Here is a 26,961-nt window from a genome sequence, read left to right as displayed (position 1 = left end):
TGACCCTGCACATGAGCATTGCCTGGCAGGAGAGTAAGGCACTTCGTGACACCAGCTCTAGGCTCATGACGTTTTATCCGCTCAAACTCTACAAGCTTCGCTGGGGCATTGAGACGAACTACTACGAGCAGAAGATGTTCTGGGAGCTCGGTAGCTACAAAGTTCGTACGAAGACTGCGATTGAGCACCTGCTGAATCTGACGAACGCTGGGCACGCTCTCATGAAGATCCTGCCGTACGAGGACGGGAAGCTGAGCGCCTACCGGGACAAGAGCCCGCAGGAGCTGCGGCACGCGCTGAGCCAGCAGATCCACAAGGAAGTATTTTTCGCCACTTTGGTGTCCAAAGCCCAAAGTAGCATAAATTCAGGCACGCTGCTCAAAGCCTTGCAGGTCTTGGCCTGGGGCGATGAGCAAGCGGCTTAAAAGCTGTAAACTGCTGTAGATATTACTATATCATGAAGGCGGGCTGTTGTATGTGACTCGGTAACTCTTGAGGATTTTGCTGACGGCCTGATGCTTGTCTCAGGGGCCGTTTCCATCAGGCAGAGCAGTGAACGAGAGCGGTTGCCCTTTTTTTTTAGGCAACTGCACTGCCAGCTTCCCGGAAGGGACGCCAGTGGTAGAGAGCTGTCCCTTTTGAGGGAAGTGAGCCCGAAGGGCTCAAAAGGGGAAGCAGGGAAATGGCAGGGGATTGTCGAATGATAGAAGCAGGAACATAAAATGAAGGAAGGCGATATAATGCGCAGAGCAAAGGATAAGTTGACGAATGGAGAGCTTTATTTGCCGATGGATGGCGAGCTCATGGAGGAGCAGTTTGACTGCATGGAGAAGCTCTATGATTTTAATATGACACGGCCGCATGAGCAGGAGAAGCGGCAGGCACTCCTGCGGGAGATGCTGGCGGAGATGGGCGAAGACTGCTACATCGAGCCGCCGCTGCATGCGAACTGGGGCGGACGTCATTTGCATCTTGGCCGGCAGGTCTATGCGAACTACAATCTGACGGCGGTGGACGACGGTGAGATTTTCATTGGGGACTACACGATGATCGGACCGAATGTGACGCTAGCGACACCGAATCATCCTCTGGCGCCGGAGCTGCGCGAGAAGGGGTATCAGTACAATCTGCCGATCCACATCGGCCGGAATGTCTGGCTCGGCGCGGGCGTCATCGTGGTGCCGGGCGTGACGATCGGCGATAATTCGGTGATCGGCGCGGGCAGTGTGGTGACGAAGGATATCCCGGCGAATGTGCTGGCGTTTGGCGTGCCATGCCGTGTGCAGCGCGAGCTGGGCGATGCGGACTGGCAGTTCTACCACAAGGGGCGTCCGGTGCCGCAGGAACTCCTGGCACTTCGCCGCACGGATGAGAAGTGAGGATACGAGCTTGCCTGTATGGCAGGTGGAGGTGATTTTTTGGACGAAGAGAAGGATCCACAGGTACGCGTGATGTCGCGTCAGGAGAAAGAGGAGTATCAGGGCGTCACGATCGATGAAAATCCCGATACCGAGGAGGAGCGCGTGGAGACGCCGCGCTCCCGTTCGCGCATTTACGTGCATTCCTCGTTTGGCAATACGAGTCTTGGCCGGATGGGCTGGGGGACGAAGCTGCTGCTCGTGGTGGGCGGTGCGGCGCTCTTGGCATTCCTGTTTTTTGTCGCGCTGCCCGTGCTTTTGCTGGTGGTTGGTGCGGCTGCGGCAGTCTGGCTCATCATGCGGCTGATTTCCGGCTGAGCCCTATGGGCGGCTTGGCCGATTGAAGCGGAAAGGAGCGGTTTTCATGGGTACGGTTCTTTTGCTGATTGTGGTTTTGGGCGTGGTCCTCTTTGTGGCTGGCCGGATGTCGCCACCGGCCAATCAGGCAGTTTCCTCGAGGCGTGCGGATGCAGTCAGCCCTGCGGTTCATAAGGCCGTGGCAGGGGCAAGACCTGCCCCTTCTTCGCCTGCTTCGCTGCACCAGCGCTCGTCGGGCGTGGTCCGGCCGCCGCTCTTGACGGCAGATCAGCGTCAGGCACTGCGCGATATCCGCCGGCAGAATGCGCGGGAGCGTCAGCATGACAGCCGCATGGCGGCTGCGGCTGGCCTTGCGGGAGTCGTGGCCGGTGCGGCGCTCATGCATCATCACGATGCGGAGGCGACGCAGGCGCATATCGATCAGGCGGCGGCAATGCAGCGCGACGCGCTGGCTGAGCAGGATGATGGCTTTGACGATGGCGGCGCCGATACGGATTATGCTGACCGCGACTGGGACGATGTCGATGATGATGTCGACTGGGATGCGGACTGGTCCGTGGATGATGACGAGGACTATGGCGATGCCGGAGATGACGGCAGTTCCGATGATTATGACGGCTATGGCTATGGGGATTCCTCGGATTACGGCGGCGACGATTATGGCGGCGGCTATGATGACTACGGCGGTGGTTATGATGATGGCGGCTATGATGGCGGCGACGGAGGAGACGGCGGGGCTTTCTTCTGATCTGGTGATGCTGTGAGTTTGCTTGGAGAGGAGAGGCAGGATGTTTCGTGATCTCGCGCGCATGACGGCGCAGCTCAAGGGGCCGCGCTATGAGGGGGCTCTGATCGGCCGGGCCGTCTGGGAACGCAGGCCCGGCGATACGAAGGGGCGGCCGGAGGTGCTGCGCGACGTGCACGGGCTCATGGAGGTCATGGCGGCCGATGCGTCGGGGCGCCTGACGCTCGTGATGATGCTGGGCCATGCGGCGCCTGTCCCGAAAGCTTCGGCAGGGACTGCCGTGCATCGCCTGCGGCTGCTTGCGACGGGGACTGCAGCTTCTGCCGTCATCTCCCTGCGTTTTTCGGCACAGGATGTCCATGATTTCGTGCGGACCGTCGGGGATACGAATCCCCTGCATGCGGGCCCGCATCCCGTGGTGCCGGGGCTTGCCATCCTCGAAGCTGCTCTTGCGCATCCGGCACTTGCCGGTGCCGAGCGCGCCGAGCTGCGTTTTCGCGGGGCTTCGTTTGCCGGCGATACGATCGAGGTGGAAGTCCGGACGGTCGTTCCCCGGCAAAAGGCCTGATGCTGTCATGCTTTTAAGGCGGCAGCTTATCGTTAACTTGCATAACCTGCAATGTTGACGATAAGCTGCCGCTATTTTATAATAAGAGGCATGTGCAGCATTTTGCTGGCAGGATTACTGCGTCCCGGGTCCTGCGGGGCCTGAGGACGGGAAAAGAGGTATCATTATGTATTCGCAATCATCTTCCCTGACCGTACGCGATATGACGAAGATGGCGCTTTGCGTGGCGTTCTGCTGTGTGACGGCGTACATCTCGTTCCCGTTGCCGTTCACGCCGGGCATGGTCACGGCGCTGACGCTGGCACTCGGCGTGACGGCTTTCGTGCTGCCGCCGAAGCAGACGCTGATCGCCTTGCTCATCTACACGTTTCTGGGCGTGATCGGGCTGCCGGTCTTCGTCGGCGGCACGGCGGGCCTCGGCAAGCTGTTTGGTCCGACGGGCGGCTACATCTTTGCCTGGATCGTCGTGTATCCGATCATCAGTGCGCTCAAGGGCAGCTGTCCGAGCTTCAAGCGGTATGCACTCGTCGATATCGTCATCGGCATCCCCGTGACGTACATCGGCGGCCTCATCTCGATGATGCTCGTCATGGATATCAGCCTCGAGGCGGCGCTCGTCATGGCGGTGCTGCCGTATATCCCGGGTGATGTCATCAAATGCCTGATGGCGGCATTCCTCGGCGTGAAGGTCAATGAAGCCGTTGAGAAACGGGGCTGAGCGCATGAAGGGCGAAGCGGTTTATGTCCTCGGCGGCCTGCGCACGCCAATCGCGCACCGCGGCGGGGCGCTTTCGCACAGGCGTCCCGAGGAGCTCGGCTCGCTTGTCATGCGGGCGCTGCTCGCGCGCTATGGCTTGTCCGGGCGCGAACTTTCGGGTGTGCTCGCGGGCAATGCCGTGGGGACGGGCGGCAATCTGGCACGGCTGACGGCACTTATGGCGGACATTCCCGAGGAGGTGCCCGCATGTACGGTCGATATGCAGTGCGCTTCGGCTGCCGCCGCTATCTCGCTTGCGGCGGCGAAGCTTGCTTCCGGGCAGGGGGAGCTTTTTCTGGCGGGCGGCATGGAGAGCGCCTCCCTGCAGCCCCTGCGCGTCTATGACGAGAAGGACCCGCGCCATGCGCTCATGCCGGACGGTGCGTACAAGACGGCGCAGTTTGCGCCGGGCGATGTTTCGGCGGATGCGATGCTCCGCGGCGCTGAGCGCGTGATGGAGGCCGAGCACGTGACGAAGGAGGAGCTCGATGCCTTCGTGCTGCGCAGTCATCATCTGGCGGGCGAGGCCGTGCAGAAAGGCTGGCTCGCAGATGTGATCCTGCCGGTCGGAACTTGCCGGCGTGACAGCGGCGTCCGGCCGCATTTATCCAAGAAGCTCCTGCGGCGTTTGCCACCGCATTTTGGCCCGGGAACGCTGCTCGATGCCGGCAATGCCTGCGCGATTCACGACGGCGCGGCTTTTCTGCTGCTCGCGAGCGGCGATTTCCTGCGGCGCCATCATCTGAAACCTGAGGCGCGGCTCGTGGCGACGGCGTCGGTCGGCGGGAACCCCGCTGAGAGCCCGCGCGGCGCGATGCGCACGGCCGACGCACTGCTTTTGAGGCAGGGGCTTTCGTATGAGAATCTGGCGGCGATTGAGTTCAATGAGGCGTTTGCCGTCATCGATGTCTTGTTCGAGCGCGCGCATCCGGGGTGCCTTGACCGCTACAACCGTCTCGGCGGGGCGCTTGCCTACGGCCATCCGTACGGGGCGTCGGGCGCGGTCCTCGCGCTGCATCTGCTGCAGTCGTTGAAGCTTGCGGGCGGCGGCCTCGGGCTCCTGTCGATTGCGGGCGCGGGCGGCATGGGCGAGGCCATCCTGCTCGAGCGGCTGCCAGATGCGGCGTCAGAGCAATGGAGCAGAGAGGAAGTGCACGAAGATGTGTGAAGAAAACAGGAGTTTTGCGAAGCGGCAGCTTGACTTGGAAAAGCAGGGCCTCGGGAACTATGCGGCTTTGCTTTACTGGCAGGCACGCCGCCAGCCGCAGAAGCTTGCGCTCGTCATTGATGATGAAGAGCTGACGTATGGCGAGCTTTGGCATCTGGTCGTACCGATGGCGCTCGAGGCGTCATCGCTCGGCGTGCGCGGCGATGTGCTCGTGGAGGCGGAAGATTTCCTGGCGCAGCTCACGTCGTTTCTCGCGCTGCAGGCCGTCGGTGCGCGCCCCATCCTGCTGCACCACGGGCTGCAGGCGCAGGAGGTGCGCGCAATCCTCACGGAAAACAGCCTGCAGGGCATCTGGCGCTGCCTGCAGGGCGGAGCACGCGTCTTTGAGCCGTCAGGGCTTCTCGAAAGGCCGCACGAGGAGCCGGATATATTGGGCGTCCTGAGCTCGGGCTCGATGGGGACACCGAAGGTCATGTACCGCACGTATGCGAGCTGGGCGGGCTTTTTCCCCGTGCAGGATGAAATCTTTCACGTGGATGCGGATGCTGTCCTTTTTTTGCAGGGCAGCCTGAGTTTCACGGGCAATATGAACAGCTGGCTTTCTGTGCTCTATGAGGGCGGCACGGTCGTGACGAGCCGCCTGACGCGCTGCCATGTCTGGGAGGAGCTGCTGCGCCGCCATCAGGTGAACGTGCTCTACATTGTGCCGACAAAGCTGCAGCTCCTCAGCAGGGCGATGGCAGTGCCTTACGTAGGGCTTCGGACGCTCTTCACGGGCTCGCAGCTCTTGTCGCCCGCCATGCTGCGCCGTCTGCAGCAGATTTTTCCCGCAGTCACGATCCTTCTCTATTACGGCGCGAGCGAGCTCAATTACATCACGTACGCCGTCTGCGAGAATCCGGACCGCGACAGCAGCAACCTCGGCCGGCCGTTCCCGGGCATCGGCGTCTCGGTCGGCGATGATGGTCTCATCTACGTCGATACACCGTATCATGTGAGCGGCGCGAAGATTCCGTTCACGGTCCGGGATACGGGATACCTCAACGAAGAAGGCGAACTGATTTTTGGCGGGCGGCGTGCAGCCTGGATCAACAAGGGCGGTGTCAAACTCAGCACGATTCGCCTCGAACTCGCGCTGAAGGCCCTGCCGGGGGTCGCCGACGCCGTCGTCCTGCCCGTGCGTGACAGTCTGCGCGGCGATACGGCCGCGGCATTCCTCGTGGCAGAGGAGGGCAGCTCCGAGCAGCAGATTCGTCAGGCCGTGCGCCATGCGCTGAAACCTGTCGAAGTCCCCGATAAGATGGTCTTTTTGCCGCAGATCCCTCTGAATGATCGCGGCAAGGTGGACCGTCCGGCGCTCAAACGGCTTTTCGGTGCGGAAAAGCCGTAAAAAGAAGCCAAAAGAAAAATGCAGAATGGCTTGACAAGGGTGTATAAGGCTCATATAATAAAGCCATCGACACAAGCGATGCGAAAGACATGGCTGCGGAGGCCACCTCTTACAGAGAGAAGTGCAGTTGCTGAGAGCACTTCAGGAGCGTGCCGGAGCTACCCCTTTCAAGCTTCCCCGCTGAACGCTGCTGCTGAGTAGGCGGGGACGGAGCACATTCTCCGTTATCAAATGCTGAGTGGTCATTTTGTGCAAGAGCAGGGTGGCAATCAGGGTGGAACCACGATGCTGAAGCTTCGTCCCTCATGGGACGGAGCTTTTTTATTTTCCTATTGTCAAGGAGGGCATACATTATGTTAAAGATTACCATGAAAGACGGTGCCGTACGTGAGGTAGAGGCCGGCGTCAGCATCCAGGATTTCGTGAAACAGGTAAGCAACAGCCTCGCCAAGAAGGTCCTGGCTGCTAAAGTAGACGGTGAGACGAAAGATCTTGCGACCGTTCTCGATAAAGACTGCAAGGTGGAGTTCCTGACGTTTGAGGATGCGGACGGCCGCTGGGCACTGCGCCACACGGCTTCGCATATCCTCGCACAGGCCGTCAAGCGTCTCTACAAGGATGCCAATGTCAAGCTGGCCATCGGCCCGGCCATCGACAACGGCTTCTACTACGATTTCGACATGGACCGTCAGCTCTCGGAGGCGGATCTTGCCAAGATCGAGAAAGAGATGAAGAAGATCGTCAAGGAGAACCTCAAGCTCGAGCGCAAGGAAGTCAGCCGTGAGGAGGCCCTGAACTTCTTCAAGGAGAAGGGCGAAGATTACAAGGTCGAACTCATCGAGGATCTGCCGGCAGGTGAGAAGATCACGATGTACACGCAGGGCGAGTTCACGGATCTCTGCGCCGGCCCGCACGTCGTCTCGACGGGCAAGGTCAAGGCCCTGAAGCTCATGAGCATCGCCGGTGCTTACTGGCGCGGCGACGAGCACAACAAGATGCTGCAGCGCATCTACGGCACGGCCTTCGAGAAGCAGGCTGATCTCGACGCATACCTCCATATGCTCGAGGAGGCCAAGAAGCGCGATCACCGCAAGCTCGGCAAGCAGCTCGACCTCTTCAGCCTGCATGAGGAAGGCCCGGGCTTCCCGTTCTTCCATCCGAACGGCATGGTCATCCGCAATGAGCTCATCAACTACTGGCGCGAGGTACACCGCCGCTACGGCTACCAGGAGATTAAGACGCCGATGATCCTGAACCGTCAGCTCTGGGAGACGTCCGGTCACTGGGATCACTACAAAGAGAACATGTACTTCACGAAGATCGACGGTGAAGATTACGCCATCAAGCCGATGAACTGCCCGGGCGGCATGCTCGTCTACAACTCCCGCCAGCACAGCTATCGCGACCTGCCGCTGCGCCTCGGCGAGCTTGGTCTTGTCCATCGCCATGAGAAGTCCGGCGAGCTCCACGGCCTGTTCCGCGTCCGCAACTTCACGCAGGACGATGCCCATCTCTTCGTCACGCCGGATCAGGTCGAGGAGGAAATCCAGCACACGATTGACCTCTTTGACGAAGTCTACAAGACGTTCGGCCTGACGTATGTCGCCGAGCTCTCGACGCGCCCGGATGATTCCATGGGCTCGGATGAGGATTGGGAGCTCGCGACGAACGGCCTGCGCAAGGCTCTCGAGCACCGCGGCCTCAAGTACATCGTCAACGAAGGCGACGGCGCCTTCTACGGCCCGAAGATCGACTTCCACCTCAAGGATTCCATCGGCCGTACGTGGCAGTGCGGTACGATCCAGTACGACATGCAGATGCCGGAGAAGTTCGACCTGACGTATGTCGGCGAGGATGGCGAGAAGCATCGCCCAATCATGCTGCACCGCGTTGTCTACGGCTCCATTGAGCGCTTCATCGGCATCCTCATCGAGAACTACGCCGGCGCTTTTCCGGTCTGGTTCGCACCGGTACAGGCCCGCATCCTGCCAATCACGGAGCGTCAGGGCGAATACGCCAAGAAGCTTTGTCAGCAGATGTTCGATCTCGGCCTGCGCGTTGAGGTCGATGACCGCAATGAGAAGGTCGGCTACAAGATCCGTGAGGCACAGGTCAAGAAGACGCCGTACACGCTCGTCATCGGCGACCAGGAAGTCGAGAACGGCACGGTCACGGTCCGCAAGTACGGCGAGAAGGACAATGGCCAGTCCATGAAGGTCGAAGACTTCATTGCTTACCTGCAGGATAAGGTCAAGACGAGAGCACAGGAATATTGAGATCCTGTCAGATTGTGACAATGATGCGAGCCCGCGAAGCACTGCACGATGAAGCAGAGCCCTGCGGGCTCTTTTTTGCATCGTGCTGGGGGCGTATCATTTTTGCGCAGGGTGCTGTCATGTCTTGACGGCAATAGCGAAAAGCGTTATGATATATGAGTACCGGATTTGTGTATATTAGTACTGTGAGGGATATTGATCGTATGGAAATGACAATGACAAGATTGCGTGAGAGGGCTGTCCAGGCGGCTTGGGAAGAAGTGCGTCTCCATTCTCTGCGCTTCACGATGGCCGATGTGACGCGGCGCTTGCACATGAGCAAATCCTCGCTGTACAAGATCGTGTCATCGAAGGCAGAACTGGTCCACCTCATGCTGGACCACATCATGTGCCGATTTAATGGGGAAGAGCAGAGGATCCGTTCTTCTAGTCAACCCATTGCAGAGCAGATCCACTGTCTTATACAAGCATATCTCTCTCTGGTAGAGCCGATGACCTTGACGGACTTCTATCGCGAACTGGAGATGCAGTATCCGAGGGAATACGAGAGATGGCAGACCTTCTTCCACCAGAAGATCGATGTGACAATCGATATGCTGCAGCAAGGTGTCGACGCAGGTGTATTTCGTCCTATATCCCTGCAGGTATTGCAGCGCTGCCTCTATGCATCGGCCGCAGCCATTACGGTCCCTGCGTTCCTGAAGGAACATGATCTGACCTATCAGGAGGCACTGGAATCACTCGAGGACATATTGTTTCATGGCCTGCTGGCCAAGCCGGAATGACAGGCTCAAGGAATCGCTGAGTTTTGCGGTTCCTTGCTTTTTGACGGTTTGAGTACTGAGAAAATCAAATACAGTACTTATAGGATAACAAGGAGGAGAATATGAAGAAACAGATGTTGTGGTATCATCGCCACCAAAAGGACATCAAGCTCGTGCTGTTTGTCGTTGCGTTGATTCTCGGCCTGGGACTGTTCTACTGGCAAGCAATGGCAGCGAAGACAGACCAGCCGGGACTCTGGGGCATGGCAGATGCAAAGGAGAGCAATATCAATCCAAAAGTCAGCGGCAGGGTCGTTGCGCTTTATGTCGATGAAGGAGACACCGTCAAGAAAGGGCAGGTCATCGCACGTTTGGACAAGGACACGGGGGAAGCCGCAGAGCGGCAGGCGAGGGCTTCGCTGGCCGCACAGTATGCCTTGGTCCAGCAGACGGTTTATAATTCGGACAGCCAGAGCGGCAAGCTGGATGCTGCCCTGAAACAGGCGGAAGCGACCTGCCGTCAGACAAAAGCAGCGCTCGATCTTGCCAATAAAGACGAGAATCGCTACCGTACCCTGCTGGCGGAAGACGCTGTGCCGCAGCAGACATACGACACGTATGCTTCGAAGCAGAAAGAGGCGCAGGATGCCTATGAAGCGGCTGCAGCTGGTGTCGAAAGTGCAAAAGCAGCACTGGAAGAGAATGAGGCCAATGCATCTGCACAACAGGCGGCACTGGAACAGGCCAATGCCCTGCAGGGGGCACTGGACAGTGCTTCCATCAATGTGAATGAGACAGAGATCCGTGCACCGTACGATGGCGCCATCACGCAGAGCTTTGTCGAAGAAGGGGCGCTGGTGTCACCATCTGTTCCACTTTTTGCCATTCAGGATGCGAGTGACAACTGGGTCGATTTCAAGGTGGCTGAGACGGATATCGGCAAGTATCGCATTGGCGATGATGTGACCATGGAGGCCCGTGATGGCAAGACGAAGCTGACGGGAACCATCGAGAGCATCCGCCGCAAGTCGGACTTTGCCACGCAGAAAGCGACGAGTGAACGAGGGGATACCGATGTCATGGCGTTCAATGTCAAGGTGCGCACGAATGATGACAGCGTCTGGCCGGGAATGCGGTTCCGCCTGCTGAGCGGTACCGATGGGCGATGAGTACGAGAAGATGAGCATGACAATGCGTGGGATGACAGAAAGGAAAGCGATATGATGCGTAAGCGTATCGGGCAGGATGCCTGGAAGAAGATCCTGCAGGCCGTCATTAAGGAAATGCATCTACTGATGGCCCTGCATCGCCGTACGGTCATGATCATGGTGGCTGTGCCGCTAGTCTATACAGTGCTATTTGGTGCATTGTTCTATGAGAACGCGATTGAAGATGTGCCTATCTTGGTCTGCAATCGGGATGAGGGGGCGGCTGGCCGCAAATTGGTGCGCGACCTCGCGACGATGCCGGATATCCGCATCGAGGAACGGCTCCTCGATGAAGGCGATGAGAAGGACTTGGTGCAAAATGTGATGGACGCAGGCGCTGTGGGAGTCGTCGTCATTCCTGCGCATTTCTCGCGGGATATTGCATGCGGCGAACCAGTCTCGGTTGCTTTTTTCGTGGACAACAGCAATACGACGCTGGGCGGCACGGCAGCAAAGGCCGTTCAGTCTGTGGTGGCGCAATGGGATGCGTCGGTACAGGAACACCAGCGGCGCGCGGCTGGCTGGACGAGTGGGCAAACAGGCAGTCTGGACCTCGCCGTGCGTGTGATCGGCAATCCGACGGGCGGCTATGAGGACTTCTTCCTCGTCATCCTCATCCTGCATGCCGCACAGATCGGCATTGTTTTCTCGTTGGGGCCGTCCATGGTGCTGGACCGGAAGCGGCGCCGGAAACGTTGGGAACGCCATACGCTTTCCTGTCTGCTGGCCAAGTTCCTCGTGTACCTGCCACTTTCGCTGCTCATCCTGTGCGTCTGCTTCGCACTTTCCATGTGGGGGCTGAGTCTCATAAACCGGAGCGATTATCTTTCCTTGATATTGCTATTGAGTGCATATCTCAGTGCAATAGTCGCCTTCGCTCTGTGTGTCGGTTCCTGGGTCCGCAAGGCCGAGCAGGCCATTACGTATGTGCTTGTCTATATCATGCCGTCCGTGCTGTTCTCGGGGGCCATCTGGCCGCGCTATGACATGGATACGGTCAGCTTGGCCATTTCCTATATTGTGCCGATTGGCTATGTGGCAGAAGATTTCCGTAACCTCCTGCTGTTGGGAGATTCACCTGGCTGGCTATGGCATGCAGGTATCCTCTTTCTCATTGCAGGCTTATTTCTAGGGCTTGCATGTCTCGGGATCCGGCAGGTCAAGGAGAAGGATACGGCGGAGAAACCGGTTGGGATGAAGAAAAGGGAGGAAAAGGATGCGGAAAATCTTGATGCGGAAAATCTTACAGAGGGAACTGTCAATCCTATGGTATGACCGGCGCATCGTCCTCGTGGTCATGCTGGCTGCTGCCAGCTTATATGCGGCACTTGTCGGCAACCTCTATCGGCATGAGATTGTAGAACAGATTCCTGTGGCAGTCTGTGACCTCGATGATTCGCAGCTCAGCCGTCAGCTGACTGATGATGTATCAGCGGCAGATCAATACCATTTTATCGGTGAGACACGCCATATGCCAGAGGCGGAGGAATGGCTCCGGGATAAGCAGGCGGCAGCTGTGCTCGTCATTCCCTCCGGCTTTGCCGATGATTTCTACAGTGGCCGTCCTGTCACATTGGGCTTTTTGCAGGACGGGACGAATACCTTGGTATCGGGATATGCATCATCGCCCATGACGTATCTTGTTGCATATTGGTCAGCGAAATACCGTACGGCTGCTATCATGCGCCATGGTACACCAGAGGTACCGATTGCTTCAGTGGGGCTCAGCGTGCGCAGCATCGGCAATCCGACGCAGAGTTACCTTGCATTCTATACGTACGGCGTCATGCTGATGGCTGCCCAGATTGGCATCATGATGGCATATGCCCTCTCAGTGCAGAGCGATGTGCGCAAAGATTATTACAGGGAATATGGATTCCTGCGCGTCACCTTTGTCAAAGGGGTTCTTTATTGGTGGCTCAGTTCCATAGCTGTATTTCTCGGCATTCTGTTGCTGGTGATGGCCTTCCGCCTGCCGTTCCATGGCAGCTGGCTCCAGATGCTGTCGATCTGTGCCGCTTTTCTCTTCTCGGTGGAGGGACTGGTTGGGCTGTTGGCACTCTATTTCCGCACAAAGATTGCCCTTGTGCAGTGCTTGGTATTCTACACCTTGCCGGCTTTTCTAGTGGCCGGTTACATCTGGCCAGAACAGGGGATGACCGGCTTGATGCGGGTCATCTCTTGCCTGCAGCCTGTCCATTACGCGATAACGGACTTCCGTCAATTGGCGATGGTCGGGATGTCGCCGACTTTCACGCAGCATATCCTGATTTTGTGTGCGGTGGGCATCTCTGGTCATCTCCTGACTGTAGCTGGGCTGAAATGGTTGTCGGCGCGACGATGCCGAGGTGGGGGAGAAACAAATCGGGGTTATTGATTTTTTGTCAAATTTTGCAGGATACCTGTTGACATATCTAACAATCTTGTGTTATACTCACTAAGTACGCAACAAGAAGGAGCCACCGCTTCTCACCTGATGATGAACAGTCAGCCGGGTTTATAGTATGAATTGATGGAGGTGGCTTTGTGCCGCCTCCTTTTTGTTTCTCTATTATAAGGTTGCAGACGTGATAACGTATCAGGATTATCAGGAGGTGTTTCCACTATTAGCAGGGAATCGTTAAGAATCAACGAACAGATCCACATCCGCGAAGTTCGCGTGACGAGCGCCACGGGTGAGCAGCTCGGCATCATGCCGACGCGCGAAGCACTGCGCATGGCAGAGGAGCAGCATCTCGACCTTGTCGAGGTTGCGCCGAAGGCGAAGCCGCCGGTTTGCCGCATCATGGATTTTGGCAAGTACCGCTATGAGCAGCAGAAACGGGAGAAAGAAGCGAAGAAGAAACAGAAGACCATCAACATCAAAGAGGTCAAGCTTCGCCCGAACATTGAGCAACACGATTTTGACGTCAAGTTGAAGAATGCACTTCGCTTTGTCGAGGAAGGGAATAAGGTCAAGGTAACGATCATGTTCCGTGGCCGCGAGCTTTCGCATCCGGAACTCGGCAAGGAGGTACTCGCTCGTGTGGCTGCACAGCTCGGAGATCGCGTCTCCGTCGAGCGCAATGCCAAACTTGAAGGAAAAAATATGACGATGATCGTCGCACCGAAGGTGCAGAAGGCATCGAAGAAAAAGTCGAACAAGACGCAGATTAAGGGAGGAAACAGTAATGCCGAAGATTAAGACTCGCAGAGCTGCAGCAAAACGCTTTTCCGTAACGGGCAGCGGTGAATTCAAACGTAACAAGGCTTTCAAGAGCCACATCCTGGAGAAGAAGTCTCCGAAGCGCAAGCGCAACCTGCGCAAGGCTACGCTCGTAGCTGGCGCTGATTTTGGCCGCGTAAAGAACATGCTCCCGAACGGTTAATCCGAGGGACAGCGATAGATAGATTTTAGGAGGATAAGAACATGCCAAGAGTTAAAGTAGGCGTGACTGCACATAGACGTCATAAGAAGATCCTGAAGCTCGCAAAGGGCTACAAGGGTTCCAAGAGCAAACAGTTCAAGAAAGCCAATGAGACTGTCATGAAGGCTCTCTACTACGCACGCCGTGACCGCCGTGCCAAGAAGGGCAACTTCCGTCGTCTCTGGATCGCTCGTATCAATGCCGCTGCTCGCACGAACGGCATTTCCTACAGCAAGCTCATCAACGGCCTGACGAAGGCTGGCGTTGAAGTCAACCGCAAGATGCTGGCTGACCTCGCCATCTCCGATGAGAAGGCTTTCGCACAGCTCGTCGCTGTTGCCAAAGAGAACCAGTAATTCGTTATCACGATAACGAGGCGGGCCCGTCGAAGCTCTGCACGATGAAGCAGAGCCTCGCGGGCCCGTTTTCTCATATGGTTTTGGATTTATGGTGCGCTGCCAAAAGGCGGCAGGATAGCAGGACAGAAGGATGGGGGAGACGGTGATGGCAGAACGCATTGACAGCCCGGCCAACAAGAAGATCAAGCAGATGGAGAGCCTGCTTTTGCGCAAGCATCGGCAGAAGCAGGGACTTTTTCGCGTGGAGGGCGTGCGCCTCGCGGAAATGGCCGCAGAATCCGGCTGGGAGCTCGTCTTCGGCCTCTACACGCGGGAGCTAGCGGGAAAAGAACGCGGCAGCCATCTGCTGCAGGTGCTCAGGGAACGGGGCCCGCTCTATGAGATCTCGGATCAGCTCGCGCGGCGCGTAGCCGCGACGGACACGCCGCAGGGCATCTTCCTCGTCATGCGGCAGCCGCGGTGGCAATCGATGGAGCTTGGCACGACGGGTGACGCGCTCTATGTGGTGCTCGACGGCGTGCAGGACCCCGGCAATGCGGGCACGATCATCCGCACGGCCGATGCGATTGGCGCGGATGGCGTCATCCTGACGAAGGGCTCGGTCGATATCTACAGCGACAAGGTCGTGCGTGCTTCGATGGGCTCGATCTTCCACTTGCCGATCCTGCAGGACGTGGAGTCTGCCACAATCAGCGAACTGGCGAAGCGCAGGGGGTGGCAGCTCCTGGCGACGGCGCTCGACGAGACGGCGCAGCCGCTCTTTGAAGCGGATTTTTGCAAGCCCTCAGCCATCGTCTTCGGCAACGAGGGGAACGGCGTCTCAGAAGGGCTGCTCGCGGCGGCACAGAAAGTTTACATCCCGATGTACGGACGTGCGGAATCGCTCAACGTCGGCGTTTCGGCGGCCGTTGTGCTCTACGAGGCCGTGCGTCAGCGCCGCTTTCAGTCATCGCCCCAGACGAGGTAAACGCCGAGGATGCCCTGCCTGAGGGAGACGCGGAAGGTGTCCTGCGGCGGCTCGAGCACGTTGCTGACGGCGCGCGGCAGCAGCTGCGGCAGGGTGGCGCCAGCAAGCGGCCAGTGCAGGCCGTCTGCGGTCACACCCTCTGTCAGCGGCGTCAGCGGCAGCAGTGAGATGGCCTTGGGGCGCACATGACAGGTGATGGCGATATCTTCGCCGTCCTTGAGGTAGAAGAGGGCTTCGCGCTCGTCAGCGAGCACGCAGCGCAGCGGCGCGGCGGCACAGCTGAAGATCGTGCTGTAGGCGTGGTCGAAGCGGCCGCCGAAGACGCCCGTGAGCAGCGCGGCTGGCATGCCTTCCTCCTGGGCGATGGTCAGTGCTAGCTGCGTGTCCGTGTCGTCTTTTTCGGGCGGAAACGCGTGGATGGGGATGCCGCTGGCTTTGGCCTGCTGCCAGGCGAGGGGGCTTGCACTGTCGCCGTCGCCGATGAGGCTGGCGGGGCGGAGTCCTGCCTTCTGGCAGGCGTCGAGCCCGTGGTCGACGGCGATGAGCCGGCGTCCCTGGGCGGCTTCGCGCAGCCAGCGGACATCCGGCGCGCGGCCGCCGCTCACGAGCAGGCCGGCTTCCTGCGGCACGGCGGGAGAGGCGGAGACGGCTGTGAGTTGCGGCAGATGAAAACGATGCTCGGACATGAACATTACCTCGCTTTTTTGTCGAATCACATGGTATACTTATTATTAGGATACCATTTACGAAGAAAGGATGGAAGTCATATGGTCAAATACACGTATTACGGTCATTCCTGTTTCCTGCTCGACGATGGGAAATACAAGGTGCTCTGCGATCCGTTCCTGACGGGCAACCCGAAGGCTGCAATCAAGGCGGATGAGGTGGAGTGCGACTATATCCTCATCACGCATGCGCACGGCGATCATCTCGGCGATGCGCCGGAGATCGCGGGCCGCACGGGCGCGGAGCTCGTGGGCATCCCGGAGGTGCTGGCCATCTGTGAGGAGCGCCTGCCGGGCCTCAAACAGCATCCGATGAATCTCGGCGGTTCGCTGACGCTGCCGTTCGGCAAGGTCCGCATGACGCTCGCGCAGCACAGCTCGGGCGTTGCGGGCGGCGTGGCCTGCGGCTACGTCATCTACATGGGCGGCCTCGTCATCTATTTCGCCGGCGATACGGCACTCTTCAGTGACATGCAGCTCATCGGCCACAAGGATACGCTCGATTATGCCATCCTGCCGATCGGCGACAACTACACGATGGGCCTCGAGGATGCGGCGATGGCTGCGCAGCTGCTCAATGCGCCGCATGTGATCCCCGTACATTACAATACCTGGCCGATCATCAACCAGGATGTGCGCCATTACAAGGAAATCACCGAGGCGATGACGCGCGCCGAGGTTCATATCGTCGAGCCGGGCGAGTCAAGAGAATTGTGAGGGCGGATGTGTCAAAGGTCATCGTTATCCTAGGGCCTACGGCGTCTGGCAAGACGGCCTTGTCGCTCAATCTCGCGGAGCGGCTCGGCACGGAGATCATTTCAGGCGATTCGATGCTTGTCTACAAGGGCTTTGATATCGGCACGGCCAAGCCGACGCCGGCGGAACGGCGCGGCATCCCGCATCATCTCATCGATATCCTCGAGCCCTCGCAGTCGTACAGTGTGACGCAGTTCCAGCAGCAGGCCGGGGCCATCATCCGCCGGCTCAACGCGGAGGGGCGCATCCCGATCATCGCGGGCGGCACGGGACTTTATTTAAAGGCCCTGCTCGAGGATTATGCGTTCAATGAGACGGGCGAGCATCAGGCGTTCCGCGAGGAGATGCGCGAACTCTGCGAGCGCGAGGGGCGCGAGGCCCTTTACGCGCGGCTTGTACAGGCGGACCCGGAGTCTGCCGGGACGATTCATGCGCACAATATCCCGCGCGTCATCCGGGCACTCGAGGTCGCGCATTTTGGCGGCGAGCAGATCTCGCGCACGCGCGCCTATGATGACGGGCAGGAGCTCGCTTACGATGCCTTTGTCATCGGCCTCTCGTGGGAGCGGCCGGCCCTCTACGAGCGCATCAACCGCCGCGTCGATCTCATGATGGAGGCGGGGCTCGAGCAGGAGGTGCGCGGTCTGCTCGCCTCTCAGGTGACGCGCGTGATGCCCGCGATGAAGGGCATCGGCTACAAGGAGATGGCAGCGTATCTCGCGGGCGAGCTGACACGTGAGGAAGCCGTTGACGCCATCAAGAAGGGCACGCGCCATTTTGCGAAGCGTCAGCTGACCTGGTACCGCAAGATGCCGTACATCCGCTGGTATGCGATGGACAACCGCTCAGAGCAGGAACTTTTCGCAGAGGTTTTGCGGGATCTGGCAGGATTTTGGCCACAGGAGTCGAATCTTTTTCTATAAGCAGTAATCATAGAAGTAAGGGGGACCCATTCCTATGCCAAATAAGACAATCAACCTGCAGGACAGTTTCTTGAATCAGGTGCGCAAAGAGAACATCGCCGTGACGATCCATCTCGTCAATGGCTTCCAGATCAAGGGCAATGTCAAGGGATTCGATAATTTCACCGTCGTGCTCGAGAGCATGGGCAAGCAGCAGATGGTCTACAAGCATGCTATCTCCACGATCACGCCGGCCCGTCCGGTCAAGGGGACGGTTGTCGCCACGGGTGAACGGAAGAGCGAAGAGGCTTGATGCCTCTTGCCTTATGGAGGCCCTTCTTCGAGGAGGGCCTTTTTTGTGTCCGCAGATGGATGAAATGGATGAAACGAAGGGATGAAGAATATGATGGAAATGAAAGGCAGGGGCTTTGCCGTCGTGTCGTCGTATGAGGGGCTTGACATCACGCTGCCGCAGCGCAAGACGGCAGCGAGCGCCGGCTACGACCTCGAGGCGGCCGAGCGCGCCGTTATCGAGCCGCAGCAGATGGCGATGGTGCCGACGGGGCTCAAGGCGTACATGCAGCCCGATGAGATGCTGACGATCCACATCCGCTCGAGCCTTGCCGTCAAGCGCGGCCTCGTGCTGATGAACAGCGTGGGCATCGTCGATGCGGATTATTACAACAATGAAGACAACGAGGGCCATATCTACATCGCGCTCTGGAACCGCGGGCAGGAACCCGTCGTGATTGAGCGCGGCGAGCGCATCGCGCAGGGCATCTTTCAGAAGTACCTGACGGTGACGGAGGATGCGGCCGGTACGGGCAGCGTGCGCAAGGGCGGCTTCGGCTCGACGGGCCGCGCATGAGGAGGGAGCAGCGTGAAAGACGACAAGGATGATATGGGAAGCCTCGGCATGGATCTCTTCGCAGGTCCGGCAGCCGGGGATGCCCCTCATGATGCCGCCATGCAGGATGCGCCTGCCGGCGGTGCGTTGCATGCGTTTGAGCCGCTCGCGCAGCGCATGCGGCCGCGGACGTTCGCGGAGTTCATCGGTCAGCAGGAGGCCGTGGGCGCGGGGCATTTCCTGCGCCGCATGATCGAGAGTGACCAGATCCCGTCGCTGATCTTCTACGGACCGCCGGGCACGGGCAAGACGACGCTCGCGCAGATGATTGCACAGATGACGCACAGTGCGTTCAAGAAGCTCAATGCCGTCTCGGCGGGCATCGCCGATATCCGCAAGATTGTCAAGGAAGCTGAGGAAGCCCGGCGCTATTATCAGCGCCGCACGATCGTCTTCATCGACGAGATCCACCGCTTCAACAAGAGCCAGCAGGATGTCCTGCTGCCATATGTGGAGGACGGGCGGCTCGTGCTCATCGGCGCGACGACGGAGAACCCGTTCTTTGAGGTCAACCATGCGCTCTTGTCGCGCGTGCGCATCGTGCGGCTGCGGCCCCTGACGGACGGACAGCTGCTCGCCATCTTGAAGCGCGCGCTTGGCGATAAAGAGCGCGGGCTCGGCAGCCGCAGCATCACGGCCGATGAAGGCGTCCTGCCGGCAATCGCTCAGCTCGCGAATGGCGACGCCCGCATGGCGCTCAATGTGCTCGAGGGCGCGGCCGCCATGCTGCCGCCGGCGGGCGGCAAACTCACGATGGAACTGCTCGACGAGATCACGGGCGAGCGCGTGCAGCGCTATGACAAGACGGGTGACAACCATTATGATACGGTTTCAGCCTTCATCAAGAGCATGCGCGGCAGCGATCCCGATGCGGCACTCCACTATCTCGCGCGCATGCTTGCGGCCGGCGAGGATACGAATTTCATCGCGCGGCGCGTCGCCATCTGCGCAGCGGAGGATGTGGGCAATGCCGACCCGATGGCCCTCGTCGTCGCGATGTCGGCCGTGCAGGCCGTGCAGTTCGTCGGCATGCCCGAGGCCAGGATCCCTCTGGCGCAGGCCGTGACGTACATCGCCTCGGCGCCGAAGTCGAACGCCGCGTATCTCGGCATCGATGCGGCGCTCGCCGACGTGCGCGGCCGCAACTGCGGCAGCGTGCCCGTGCATCTGCGCGATTCTCACTACAAGGGGGCCGAGACGCTCGGCCATGGCAAGGGCTACATCTATCCGCACGATTTCCCGGGCCATTTCAAGCGGCAGTCCTATCTTCCGGAGGCCATGCGCCACGCGCATTATTACGAGCCGACGGAGAACGGCGAGGAGAAGCGCCTGCGCGACTACCTCAGGAAATGCTGGCCCGAGCGTTTCCATGAGGATGAGAATATCTGACGGAACAGGACAGATGTCTTTTGACACGGCGGTGCATTTCTGCTATATTGTCTATAGCATTTAAATCCGAGAAAATTACTCGGGATTCGGTTCATATATTTTGTTTATGATTGTTCAATGAGGTATCCGAGATGAAGATATCGACCAAGGGAAGATACAGTGTGACGGCGCTCTATGAGCTCGCGCTCCATTACGGGGAAGGCGCCGTATGCCTGAAGAACATCGCCAGGAGTCAGGGGCTTTCCGAGAATTATCTCGAGCAGCTCATGGTGCCGCTGCGCCGTGCCGGCATCGTCAAGAGCGTGCGCGGCGCGCAGGGGGGATACATGCTCGCGAAGAGTCCGGCTGAGATTACGATTGGGGAGATCATCACGACGGTCGAGGGGCCCATCGCGCTCGTCGACTGCCTGCTGACGAGTGCCGAATCGTCCGAGCAGCCCTGCGACAGGGCCTGCGATTGCGTGACGCGCGGCGTCTGGGAGAAAGTCTGCGACAGCATCAGCAGCGTGCTCAACAACATCACGCTCTATGACCTCTGCAATGACAAAGACCATATCTCGCAGAAAGTGGGGTGTGCGCGGTGAAGCCTGTCTATCTCGATTACGCGGCGACGACGCCGGTGGATGAGCGCGTCGTCACTGCCATGCTGCCGTATTTCACGCAGCACTTCGGCAATCCGTCGAGCCTCTATTCGTTCGGCCGCGAGGCGCGCCGGGCCGTGGCCGTGGCGCGCCGCCAGGTGGCATCCCTGCTCGGGGCCTCGCCGGAGGAAATCTTCTTCACGAGCGGCGGCAGCGAGAGCGACAACTGGCTCATCAAGGGCGTGGCGGCAGCCTGCGGGCACGGCCATATCGTGACGACGGCCGTCGAGCATCACGCGGTTCTGCGGGCCTGCAAGGCTCTGCCAAAGGACCGCTTCTCCGTGACGTATCTGCCTGTCGACGACAAGGGCCGCGTCGCCCCCGAGAATGTGGAGGCGGCGCTGCGCCCCGATACGATCCTCGTCAGCGTCATGATGGCGAACAACGAGGTCGGGACCATTGAGCCCATCGCGGCCATCGGCGCCATCTGCCGTCAACGCGGCGTGCTCTTTCACACGGATGCCGTGCAGGCCGCGGGGCATCTGCCCGTCGATGTGGAGAAACTTAACGTCGATGCGCTCTCGCTCTCGGGTCACAAGCTCTACGGTCCGAAGGGCACGGGCGCTCTCTACATGAGGCGCGGCCTTGCCGTAAAACCGCTGATTTGTGGCGGTGAACAGGAGCGTTCGCAGCGGGCCGGCACGGAGAATGTGCCGGGCATCGTCGGCCTCGGACAGGCTGCCGAGCTCGCGCGGGAGGAGATGGCGGTGGAGACAAAGCGACTGCTCGCGCTGCGCGCCACTCTTTGGCAGCAGGTGCAGGCGATACCGGGCATGACGCTCAACGGTGACGCGGAGCATCGCCTGCCGGGCAACCTTAACCTCGCCATTTTCGGCATCGACCAGGAAACGCTGCTCATAAAGCTCGATCTCATGGGCTTTACCGTCTCGGCGGGCAGCGCCTGCAGCGCGGGTTCTCTTGAGCCCTCGCACGTGCTGCTGGCCATGGGGCAGTCGCCGGATGAGGCGCGGACGGCCCTGCGCGTCACGCTCGGGCGCTTCACGACGGAGGCGGAGGTTACGGCGTTCGCGGCAGCGCTTCGTCAGGCTGTGGCAGAGATCCGTCATGCATCATGAAAATTTTACGTGGCACTTGCGCAAGTGAGTGCCTTTTTTGTGCATTTGGCAAATCATTTGCAAATACTATGATTTCATGTATAATAAATTGGGATGGCTCTATGCAAGGGCTGATTTCAAGGAGGTAATGGAATGGTCGGCGATAAACTGCGCGCAGAGCGCGAAAAGCAGAATCTTACGGTCAAGGATATTGAGAAGGGTACGAGTATCCGGGCTTTATATATTGAATGCATTGAGAAAGGGGATTACGAGCAGCTGCCGGGCGAGGTCTACACGAAGGGCTTTATCCGCAACTATGCCAACTATCTGAAGCTCAATGCGACGGAACTCGTGCATGAGTTCGTGACGGAGCGTCATCCGGAGAAGACCGCGGCCGCTCCGGCCGCACAGGCGGCGAAAGTCAAGGCAGCACCGGCCGCATCGCAGAAGGAGCAGGCATCGAAGGTCCGCGAGACGGCAGCGGCTGCTGCACAGCCTGCAGCAGCCGAGGAGAAGAAGGCATCGGCTGAGACGAAAGCTGCACCGTCACCTGCCGCCGCACCGCGGAAAGCACCGCAGCGTCCGGCAGCACCCGCACGCCAGGAGCATAAGGCGCGCAAGGCAGCCCCTGCACAGCGCCCGTTTTCTGCGCCTTCCTCGGGCTCGAACCGCGGCAAGTTCATCATCCTTGCGGTCGTGCTCGTCGTCGTAGTCGGTGTGGCGGCATATCTCTTGGGCTCTTCGTCTTCCGAGACGCCGGCACCGGCTCCGCAGCAGGCGCAGCAGCAACAGGCGGCCGAGCCGCAGAAGACGTATGACGGCGTCGAGGTCACGGGCAAGTTCAGCGATGACTGCTGGATCGAGGTCAAGGCCGACGGCAAGGTCGTCTACGAGGGTACGCTCAAGAAGGGCGACTCGATGGATTGGAAGGGCCAGGAGAACGTGACGGTCCGCGCCGGCAACGCCGGTGCCGTCGAATTCACGGTCAATGGCAAGGAGCTTGGCAAGGCTGGCAAGGAAGGCCAGGTCGCCAATAAGACGTTCACGAAGGATGCAAACTGATGAATGGCTTTTTACCGATTTCACGCCGCGACATGAAAGAACGCGGCTGGGAGCAGCTTGACTTTGTCTTCATCTCGGGGGATGCCTATGTCGATCACCCGAGCTTCGGTCCGGCCATCATCTGCCGTCTCCTCGAGAAACATGGGTATAAGGTTGGTATCATTCCCCAGCCAGACTGGCATTCCACCAAGGACTTCGACCGCCTGGGAAAGCCGCGGCTGGGGTTCCTTGTTTCCGCGGGCAATATGGATTCGCTGCTCAACAAGTTCACGGCGGCCAAGAAAGTCCGCCATCAGGATGCGTATTCGCCGGGCGGCCGCGCCGGCTACCGGCCGGAGCGCGCGACGATCGTCTACTGCAACCGCCTGCGCGAGCTCTATCCCGATGTGCCCATCATCATCGGCGGCATTGAGGCGAGCCTCAGGCGGCTCGCGCATTACGATTACTGGACGAATGCGCTGCGCCGCTCGATCCTCGTCGACAGCCAGGCGGACCTTTTGATCTACGGCATGGGCGAGCGCGCCATCCTCGAGATCGCTGCCGATCTGCAGCAGGGTGTCGCAGTCGAAAACATCCAGGACGTCAAGGGCACGTGCTACCGCGTGCCGAGCAAGGATTACGCCTGGGATTATCTCGAGCTGCCCTCGTTTGCGGAGGTCTGCCGCGACAAGCTGAAGTTTGCCGAGGCCTTCAAGCTCGAATACCTCGAGCAGGACCCGATCCGCGGACGCCGCCTCCTGCAGCAGAATGACGAGTGGTGCGTCGTGCAGAATGCGCCGGCGATGCCGCTTGGCGAAGAGCAGATGGATGAGGTCTACGGCCTGCCGTACATGCGGACCTGGCATCCCATCTACGACAAGATGGGCGGCGTGCCGGCCATCCAGGAAGTACAGTTCAGCCTCGTCTCACAGCGCGGCTGCTTCGGCGGCTGCAATTTCTGCGCCATCATCTCGCATGAGGGGCGCATCATTCAGCGGCGCAGCCACGCGTCGCTCATACGTGAGGCGAAGATCCTGACGAAGATGAAGGGCTTCAAGGGCTACATCCACGATGTGGGCGGTCCGACGGCCAATTTCCGCCGCACATCCTGCGATGGTCAGCTGAAGCGCGGTACCTGCCGCGGCAAGCCATGTCTCTCACCGGTGCCGTGCCGGCAGCTCGTCGCCGATCATTCGGATTACATCAAGCTCTTGCGTGAGCTTCGGAGTCTGCCGGGCGTCAAGAAAGTCTTCGTGCGCTCGGGCATCCGCTTCGATTATCTGCTGCTCGCCAAGGATGATTTCCTGCGCGAGCTCTGCGAGCATCACATCAGCGGCCAGCTCAAGATCGCACCCGAGCACATCTCGGACCGCGTGACGGAGCTCATGGGCAAGTCGAACCGCGAGGTTTACCTGCGCTTCGTCGAGAAGTTCCGCCGCATGAACGAGAAGCTCGGCAAGAAACAGTATCTCGTGCCGTATTTCATGTCGAGCCATCCGGGCTCGGAGCTCAGTGACGCCATTGAGCTCGCAGAGTTCATCCGCGACATGGGATATCATCCGCAGCAGGTGCAGGATTTCATCCCGACGCCGGGCACGCTCTCGACCTGCATGTACTACACGGGGATTCATCCGCTGACGGGTGAGAAGGTCTACACGGCCAAGTCATACGAAGAGAAGAAGATGCAGCGGGCGCTTATGCAGTACTGGCTGCCGAAGAATCACGATATCGTCCGCAAGGCCCTGCACATGGCCCATCGCGAGGATCTCATCGGCTTCGGACCAAAATGCCTCGTGCGGCCGCGCGAGCAGGACAGGCAGGAGCATCCGGGCCGTCCGCGACGCCAGCATAAACAGGGAAAACAAGGGAAACAGGAAAAGAAGGTGCAGCCATGAGATGTCCATATTGCAAGCAGGCCGACAGCCGGGTGGTGGATTCCCGCGCGACAGAAGACGGTACGACCATCCGCCGGCGAAGGGAATGCAATGGCTGCGGCCGCCGCTTCACGACGTATGAGGTCGTGGAGAAGATGCCGCTGATGGTCGTCAAGCACGACGGGCGCCGCGAGGTATTCAAGCGCGACAAGATCCTCAACGGCATCATCCGCTCCTGTGACAAGCGCGATATCTCGATGGAGCGCATCATCGCCCTCGTCAATGAGATCGAGCGCGACATCCGCAACACGATGGACCAGGAGATTTCCTCGCAGGAAATCGGCAATCTCGTCATGGAGAAGCTCAAGGATTTTGACGACGTGGCCTACATCCGCTTCGCGTCGGTCTACCGCAAGTTCGCGGATATCTCGAGTTTCCTCGAGGAGCTGCGCGACCTGCAGGCCCGCAAGGAACAGAAGGATCCGGCAGAGAAGCCGGAGGGAAAATAAGAGTAAGGACAGGAACGCATAAAGCGCATACGTGGAGGAATTTGCGATTGGATTGGGAATTGAAGAAGGGGCTGCAGAAACAGCTCGAGGAGGAACGCGGCTATTACCGGTATCCGGCGGGAACGCGGACGAGGACGGCTCTCGTCTATCCGAATTCCTACTTTGTCGGCATGTCGAACCTCGGGTTCCACATCATTTATGACCTCTTGAACAAGCGGCCCGATGTGGCCTGTGAACGCGCCTTCCTGCCGGACTGGCAGGACCTCGCGCGCTACGAGAACACGCGCACGCCTGTCATGACGCTGGAAAATCAGACGCCGCTTTACGAATTCCCGCTGATTGCGTTCGCCGTATCCTTTGAGATGGATTACTTCAACATCCTCAAACTGCTGGAACTCGGGCGCGTCAAGGCGCGTGCCTCTGAGCGCGGCGAGCGCGACCCCATCCTGATTGCCGGCGGCCCGTGCCCGACGTTCAATCCCGAGCCGCTCTCCGCCATCTTTGATGCCTTCATCATCGGTGAGGGCGAGGTCATTATGCCCGCCTTCATGGATGCGTACCAGGAAGCAAAGCGCGAGGGCCTGACGCGCGCGGAAACGCTGCAGAGGCTCGCGCGTGTGCCGGGCGTCTACGTGCCGTCGCTCTACGAGCACCGCTATGCAGAGGACGGCACGCTCGTGTCCATCGAGCCGCTGCCGGGTGCGCCCGCCGCTGTCTCACGCCAGTGGGTCAGGGACCTCGATGCCTGGCCGGCGCATACCGTCGTCGTGACGGACAATACGGAATTCAATTTCTACCTCATCGAAACGGCGCGCGGCTGCGGCCGCCACTGCCGCTTCTGCATGGCCGGCTACTGCTTCCGCAAGCCCCGGAACCGGTCCTTGCCAGTCATCGAGGCGGAGGTGCAGGAGGCGCTTAAATACCGCAAGCGCATCGGCCTTATGGGGGCGGCAATCTCAGACTATCCCGAGATCAATGCGCTTTGCAAGGACATCCTCGGCGAGGGGCTCTCGATGTCGGTGGCCTCGTTCCGCGCCGATTCCGTCACGAAGGAGCTCGTCGATTCGCTCGCCGAGAGCGGCCTCAAGACGCTGACGATGGCGCCCGAGGCCGGCAGCGTGCGCATGCGTGCCGTCATCAACAAGGGCATCGAGGAACACCATCTGTTCACATCGATGGATCTCGGGCTGGCGGCGGGCATCCGGAATTTCCGTCTCTACATCATGGTCGGCCTGCCGTTTGAGGAGGAGGAGGATATCGATGCCATCATCGATATGACGAACCGCCTCAAGGACTATATGGAGGAGAAGGGCAGCAAGGGTACGCTGACGCTTTCGGTCAATCCCTTCATCCCGAAGCCGTTCACGCCATTCCAGTGGGAGCCCATGGCCGACCGCCGTGTCGTCGAGAAGCGCCTCAAGCGCCTCGAGAAGACCCTGCGCAGGCGCAAGCACATCATCGTCAACATCGAGTCGCCGAAGGAAGCTTATATCCAGGGCGTGCTCTCGCGCGGCGACCGCCGTGTCGCCGAGGGCCTGATGCGCGCGCACGAGCTGGGCGGCAGCAAGGCGTTCAAGCGTGCGCTCAAGGAATGTTCGCTTGACCCGGCATTCTATCTCTACCGACGCCGCCCGGAGGACGAGCTCTTCCCCTGGGAGCGGCTCGATATGGGGTTCGAGAAGGCGTATCTCTACAAGGAATTGCAGCGCTCGCAGCGTCTCGAGCCGACAATCCCGTGCTTCGAGGGCTGCCACCGCTGCGGTGTCTGCTGAGACGCCTCGGCCGGTTTTGCTGATTCTATCGTATCCGGGCCTGGC

28 protein-coding genes and 1 pseudogene are annotated in these 26,961 nt (G+C 59.5%); 28 read left to right on the top strand and 1 reads right to left on the bottom strand.

Going from position 1 to position 26,961, the window contains the following annotated elements:
- The 17 genes and pseudogenes from DWX75_RS01510 to DWX75_RS01430 form a co-directional block, all read left to right on the top strand.
- A pseudogene (locus DWX75_RS01510) lies at positions 1-425 on the top strand (transposase); the annotation flags it as partial.
- Positions 426-740: 315 nt separating this feature from the next.
- Positions 741-1,379, top strand: coding sequence for a sugar O-acetyltransferase (locus DWX75_RS01505; RefSeq protein WP_118014228.1), 639 nt, complete (start codon positions 741-743; stop codon positions 1,377-1,379).
- Positions 1,380-1,418: 39 nt separating this feature from the next.
- Complete coding sequence (locus tag DWX75_RS01500; protein WP_118014226.1) at positions 1,419-1,736, top strand: peptidase M48; 318 nt, start codon at positions 1,419-1,421, stop codon at positions 1,734-1,736.
- A gap of 46 nt (positions 1,737-1,782) precedes the next feature.
- Positions 1,783-2,484: a hypothetical protein gene (locus tag DWX75_RS01495; protein ID WP_118014224.1), complete on the top strand. Its 702-nt coding sequence runs from the start codon at positions 1,783-1,785 to the stop codon at positions 2,482-2,484.
- 40 nt (positions 2,485-2,524) lie between these two features.
- Positions 2,525-3,049 (top strand): hypothetical protein, encoded by a 525-nt coding sequence (locus tag DWX75_RS01490; RefSeq protein WP_118014222.1) that lies wholly within the window; start codon positions 2,525-2,527, stop codon positions 3,047-3,049.
- Between the two features lie 166 nt (positions 3,050-3,215).
- Positions 3,216-3,767, top strand: a complete 552-nt coding sequence (locus tag DWX75_RS01485; RefSeq protein ID WP_199497484.1) for a biotin transporter BioY — start codon at positions 3,216-3,218, stop codon at positions 3,765-3,767.
- Positions 3,768-3,771: 4 nt separating this feature from the next.
- Positions 3,772-4,974: a thiolase family protein gene (locus DWX75_RS01480; RefSeq protein ID WP_118014220.1), complete on the top strand. Its 1,203-nt coding sequence runs from the start codon at positions 3,772-3,774 to the stop codon at positions 4,972-4,974.
- Entirely contained in the window at positions 4,967-6,364 is a 1,398-nt protein-coding gene (locus tag DWX75_RS01475) for an AMP-binding protein (protein WP_158558746.1), read from the top strand. The genes DWX75_RS01480 and DWX75_RS01475 overlap by 8 nt, the downstream gene beginning before the upstream one ends.
- 353 nt (positions 6,365-6,717) lie before the next feature.
- Entirely contained in the window at positions 6,718-8,640 is a 1,923-nt protein-coding gene (gene thrS, locus DWX75_RS01470) for a threonine--tRNA ligase (RefSeq protein ID WP_118014216.1), read from the top strand.
- A 203-nt stretch (positions 8,641-8,843) separates the two neighbouring features.
- Complete coding sequence (locus DWX75_RS01465) at positions 8,844-9,425, top strand: TetR/AcrR family transcriptional regulator (protein WP_118014214.1); 582 nt, start codon at positions 8,844-8,846, stop codon at positions 9,423-9,425.
- A gap of 101 nt (positions 9,426-9,526) precedes the next feature.
- Complete coding sequence (locus tag DWX75_RS01460) at positions 9,527-10,573, top strand: HlyD family secretion protein (protein ID WP_118014212.1); 1,047 nt, start codon at positions 9,527-9,529, stop codon at positions 10,571-10,573.
- Between the two features lie 51 nt (positions 10,574-10,624).
- Positions 10,625-11,887: an ABC transporter permease gene (locus DWX75_RS01455; RefSeq protein ID WP_118014210.1), complete on the top strand. Its 1,263-nt coding sequence runs from the start codon at positions 10,625-10,627 to the stop codon at positions 11,885-11,887.
- Positions 11,829-12,989, top strand: coding sequence for an ABC transporter permease (locus DWX75_RS01450; RefSeq protein WP_118014208.1), 1,161 nt, complete (start codon positions 11,829-11,831; stop codon positions 12,987-12,989). The genes DWX75_RS01455 and DWX75_RS01450 overlap by 59 nt, the downstream gene beginning before the upstream one ends.
- A 228-nt stretch (positions 12,990-13,217) precedes the next feature.
- Positions 13,218-13,796, top strand: coding sequence for a translation initiation factor IF-3 (infC, locus tag DWX75_RS01445; protein WP_118014206.1), 579 nt, complete (start codon positions 13,218-13,220; stop codon positions 13,794-13,796).
- Positions 13,783-13,980, top strand: coding sequence for a 50S ribosomal protein L35 (rpmI, locus tag DWX75_RS01440; protein ID WP_118014204.1), 198 nt, complete (start codon positions 13,783-13,785; stop codon positions 13,978-13,980). Before infC ends, rpmI begins: the two co-directional genes overlap by 14 nt.
- A 41-nt stretch (positions 13,981-14,021) precedes the next feature.
- Positions 14,022-14,375: a 50S ribosomal protein L20 gene (gene rplT, locus DWX75_RS01435; RefSeq protein ID WP_005842448.1), complete on the top strand. Its 354-nt coding sequence runs from the start codon at positions 14,022-14,024 to the stop codon at positions 14,373-14,375.
- A 148-nt stretch (positions 14,376-14,523) separates the two neighbouring features.
- Positions 14,524-15,345, top strand: coding sequence for an RNA methyltransferase (locus DWX75_RS01430; RefSeq protein ID WP_233519424.1), 822 nt, complete (start codon positions 14,524-14,526; stop codon positions 15,343-15,345).
- On the opposite strand, the gene DWX75_RS01425 is transcribed toward DWX75_RS01430, so the two are convergent.
- The gene (locus DWX75_RS01425) at positions 15,321-16,031 is read right to left on the bottom strand and encodes a thiamine diphosphokinase (protein WP_118014246.1); all 711 of its coding nucleotides are present in this window, start codon (positions 16,029-16,031) and stop codon (positions 15,321-15,323) included. The two genes, DWX75_RS01430 and DWX75_RS01425, sit on opposite strands and share 25 nt — an antisense overlap.
- 81 nt (positions 16,032-16,112) lie before the next feature.
- Between DWX75_RS01425 and DWX75_RS01420 the strand changes: the two genes are divergently transcribed.
- From DWX75_RS01420 to DWX75_RS01370, 11 genes are all read left to right on the top strand, one after another.
- Entirely contained in the window at positions 16,113-16,787 is a 675-nt protein-coding gene (locus DWX75_RS01420) for a metal-dependent hydrolase (RefSeq protein WP_118014200.1), read from the top strand.
- Positions 16,788-16,795: 8 nt separating this feature from the next.
- Entirely contained in the window at positions 16,796-17,749 is a 954-nt protein-coding gene (gene miaA / locus DWX75_RS01415) for a tRNA (adenosine(37)-N6)-dimethylallyltransferase MiaA (protein WP_233519423.1), read from the top strand.
- A gap of 34 nt (positions 17,750-17,783) precedes the next feature.
- On the top strand, positions 17,784-18,041 hold the full coding sequence (hfq, locus tag DWX75_RS01410) for an RNA chaperone Hfq (protein ID WP_118014196.1): 258 nt from the start codon (positions 17,784-17,786) through the stop codon (positions 18,039-18,041).
- Between the two features lie 99 nt (positions 18,042-18,140).
- Positions 18,141-18,596: a dUTP diphosphatase gene (gene dut, locus DWX75_RS01405; RefSeq protein WP_118014244.1), complete on the top strand. Its 456-nt coding sequence runs from the start codon at positions 18,141-18,143 to the stop codon at positions 18,594-18,596.
- Between the two features lie 99 nt (positions 18,597-18,695).
- Positions 18,696-20,024: a replication-associated recombination protein A gene (locus DWX75_RS01400; protein ID WP_118014242.1), complete on the top strand. Its 1,329-nt coding sequence runs from the start codon at positions 18,696-18,698 to the stop codon at positions 20,022-20,024.
- Between the two features lie 131 nt (positions 20,025-20,155).
- Positions 20,156-20,608 (top strand): Rrf2 family transcriptional regulator, encoded by a 453-nt coding sequence (locus tag DWX75_RS01395; RefSeq protein WP_118014194.1) that lies wholly within the window; start codon positions 20,156-20,158, stop codon positions 20,606-20,608.
- Entirely contained in the window at positions 20,605-21,741 is a 1,137-nt protein-coding gene (locus DWX75_RS01390) for a cysteine desulfurase family protein (protein WP_118014192.1), read from the top strand. Before DWX75_RS01395 ends, DWX75_RS01390 begins: the two co-directional genes overlap by 4 nt.
- A 132-nt stretch (positions 21,742-21,873) precedes the next feature.
- On the top strand, positions 21,874-22,782 hold the full coding sequence (locus DWX75_RS01385; protein ID WP_118014190.1) for a helix-turn-helix domain-containing protein: 909 nt from the start codon (positions 21,874-21,876) through the stop codon (positions 22,780-22,782).
- Entirely contained in the window at positions 22,782-24,656 is a 1,875-nt protein-coding gene (locus tag DWX75_RS01380) for a YgiQ family radical SAM protein (protein ID WP_118014188.1), read from the top strand. Before DWX75_RS01385 ends, DWX75_RS01380 begins: the two co-directional genes overlap by 1 nt.
- Positions 24,653-25,144 carry a transcriptional regulator NrdR gene (gene nrdR / locus DWX75_RS01375; RefSeq protein WP_118014186.1) on the top strand — a complete coding sequence of 164 codons (492 nt, stop codon included), beginning with the start codon at positions 24,653-24,655 and terminating at the stop codon, positions 25,142-25,144. The genes DWX75_RS01380 and nrdR overlap by 4 nt, the downstream gene beginning before the upstream one ends.
- 47 nt (positions 25,145-25,191) lie before the next feature.
- Positions 25,192-26,916 (top strand): TIGR03960 family B12-binding radical SAM protein, encoded by a 1,725-nt coding sequence (locus DWX75_RS01370; protein WP_118014184.1) that lies wholly within the window; start codon positions 25,192-25,194, stop codon positions 26,914-26,916.
- Positions 26,917-26,961: the final 45 nt, after the last annotated feature.

The organism is Mitsuokella sp. AF21-1AC, assembly GCF_003458855.1.
Taxonomy (GTDB): Bacteria; Bacillota; Negativicutes; order Selenomonadales; family Selenomonadaceae; genus Mitsuokella.
The sequence above is the reverse complement of the archived record's forward strand: the minus strand, read 5'-3'. Positions and strand labels throughout refer to the sequence as shown.

Bases quoted from the DNA above. Each gene is read 5' to 3' on its own strand.
- DWX75_RS01420 (WP_118014200.1), top strand. From the start codon at position 16,113: ATGGTCAAATACACGTATTACGGTCATTCCTGTTTCCTGCTCGACGAT.
- DWX75_RS01465 (WP_118014214.1), top strand. From the start codon at position 8,844: ATGGAAATGACAATGACAAGATTGCGTGAGAGGGCTGTCCAGGCGGCT.
- DWX75_RS01490 (WP_118014222.1), top strand. From the start codon at position 2,525: ATGTTTCGTGATCTCGCGCGCATGACGGCGCAGCTCAAGGGGCCGCGC.
- DWX75_RS01400 (WP_118014242.1), top strand. From the start codon at position 18,696: ATGCAGGATGCGCCTGCCGGCGGTGCGTTGCATGCGTTTGAGCCGCTC.
- DWX75_RS01450 (WP_118014208.1), top strand. From the start codon at position 11,829: ATGCGGAAAATCTTGATGCGGAAAATCTTACAGAGGGAACTGTCAATC.
- rplT (WP_005842448.1), top strand. From the start codon at position 14,022: ATGCCAAGAGTTAAAGTAGGCGTGACTGCACATAGACGTCATAAGAAG.
- dut (WP_118014244.1), top strand. From the start codon at position 18,141: ATGAAAGGCAGGGGCTTTGCCGTCGTGTCGTCGTATGAGGGGCTTGAC.
- DWX75_RS01430 (WP_233519424.1), top strand. From the start codon at position 14,524: ATGGCAGAACGCATTGACAGCCCGGCCAACAAGAAGATCAAGCAGATG.
- DWX75_RS01380 (WP_118014188.1), top strand. From the start codon at position 22,782: ATGAATGGCTTTTTACCGATTTCACGCCGCGACATGAAAGAACGCGGC.
- DWX75_RS01475 (WP_158558746.1), top strand. From the start codon at position 4,967: ATGTGTGAAGAAAACAGGAGTTTTGCGAAGCGGCAGCTTGACTTGGAA.
- DWX75_RS01460 (WP_118014212.1), top strand. From the start codon at position 9,527: ATGAAGAAACAGATGTTGTGGTATCATCGCCACCAAAAGGACATCAAG.
- DWX75_RS01505 (WP_118014228.1), top strand. From the start codon at position 741: ATGCGCAGAGCAAAGGATAAGTTGACGAATGGAGAGCTTTATTTGCCG.
- DWX75_RS01485 (WP_199497484.1), top strand. From the start codon at position 3,216: ATGTATTCGCAATCATCTTCCCTGACCGTACGCGATATGACGAAGATG.
- DWX75_RS01480 (WP_118014220.1), top strand. From the start codon at position 3,772: ATGAAGGGCGAAGCGGTTTATGTCCTCGGCGGCCTGCGCACGCCAATC.
- DWX75_RS01385 (WP_118014190.1), top strand. From the start codon at position 21,874: ATGGTCGGCGATAAACTGCGCGCAGAGCGCGAAAAGCAGAATCTTACG.
- nrdR (WP_118014186.1), top strand. From the start codon at position 24,653: ATGAGATGTCCATATTGCAAGCAGGCCGACAGCCGGGTGGTGGATTCC.
- hfq (WP_118014196.1), top strand. From the start codon at position 17,784: ATGCCAAATAAGACAATCAACCTGCAGGACAGTTTCTTGAATCAGGTG.
- DWX75_RS01495 (WP_118014224.1), top strand. From the start codon at position 1,783: ATGGGTACGGTTCTTTTGCTGATTGTGGTTTTGGGCGTGGTCCTCTTT.
- DWX75_RS01395 (WP_118014194.1), top strand. From the start codon at position 20,156: ATGAAGATATCGACCAAGGGAAGATACAGTGTGACGGCGCTCTATGAG.
- thrS (WP_118014216.1), top strand. From the start codon at position 6,718: ATGTTAAAGATTACCATGAAAGACGGTGCCGTACGTGAGGTAGAGGCC.
- rpmI (WP_118014204.1), top strand. From the start codon at position 13,783: ATGCCGAAGATTAAGACTCGCAGAGCTGCAGCAAAACGCTTTTCCGTA.
- DWX75_RS01425 (WP_118014246.1), bottom strand. From the start codon at position 16,031: ATGTCCGAGCATCGTTTTCATCTGCCGCAACTCACAGCCGTCTCCGCC.
- DWX75_RS01455 (WP_118014210.1), top strand. From the start codon at position 10,625: ATGATGCGTAAGCGTATCGGGCAGGATGCCTGGAAGAAGATCCTGCAG.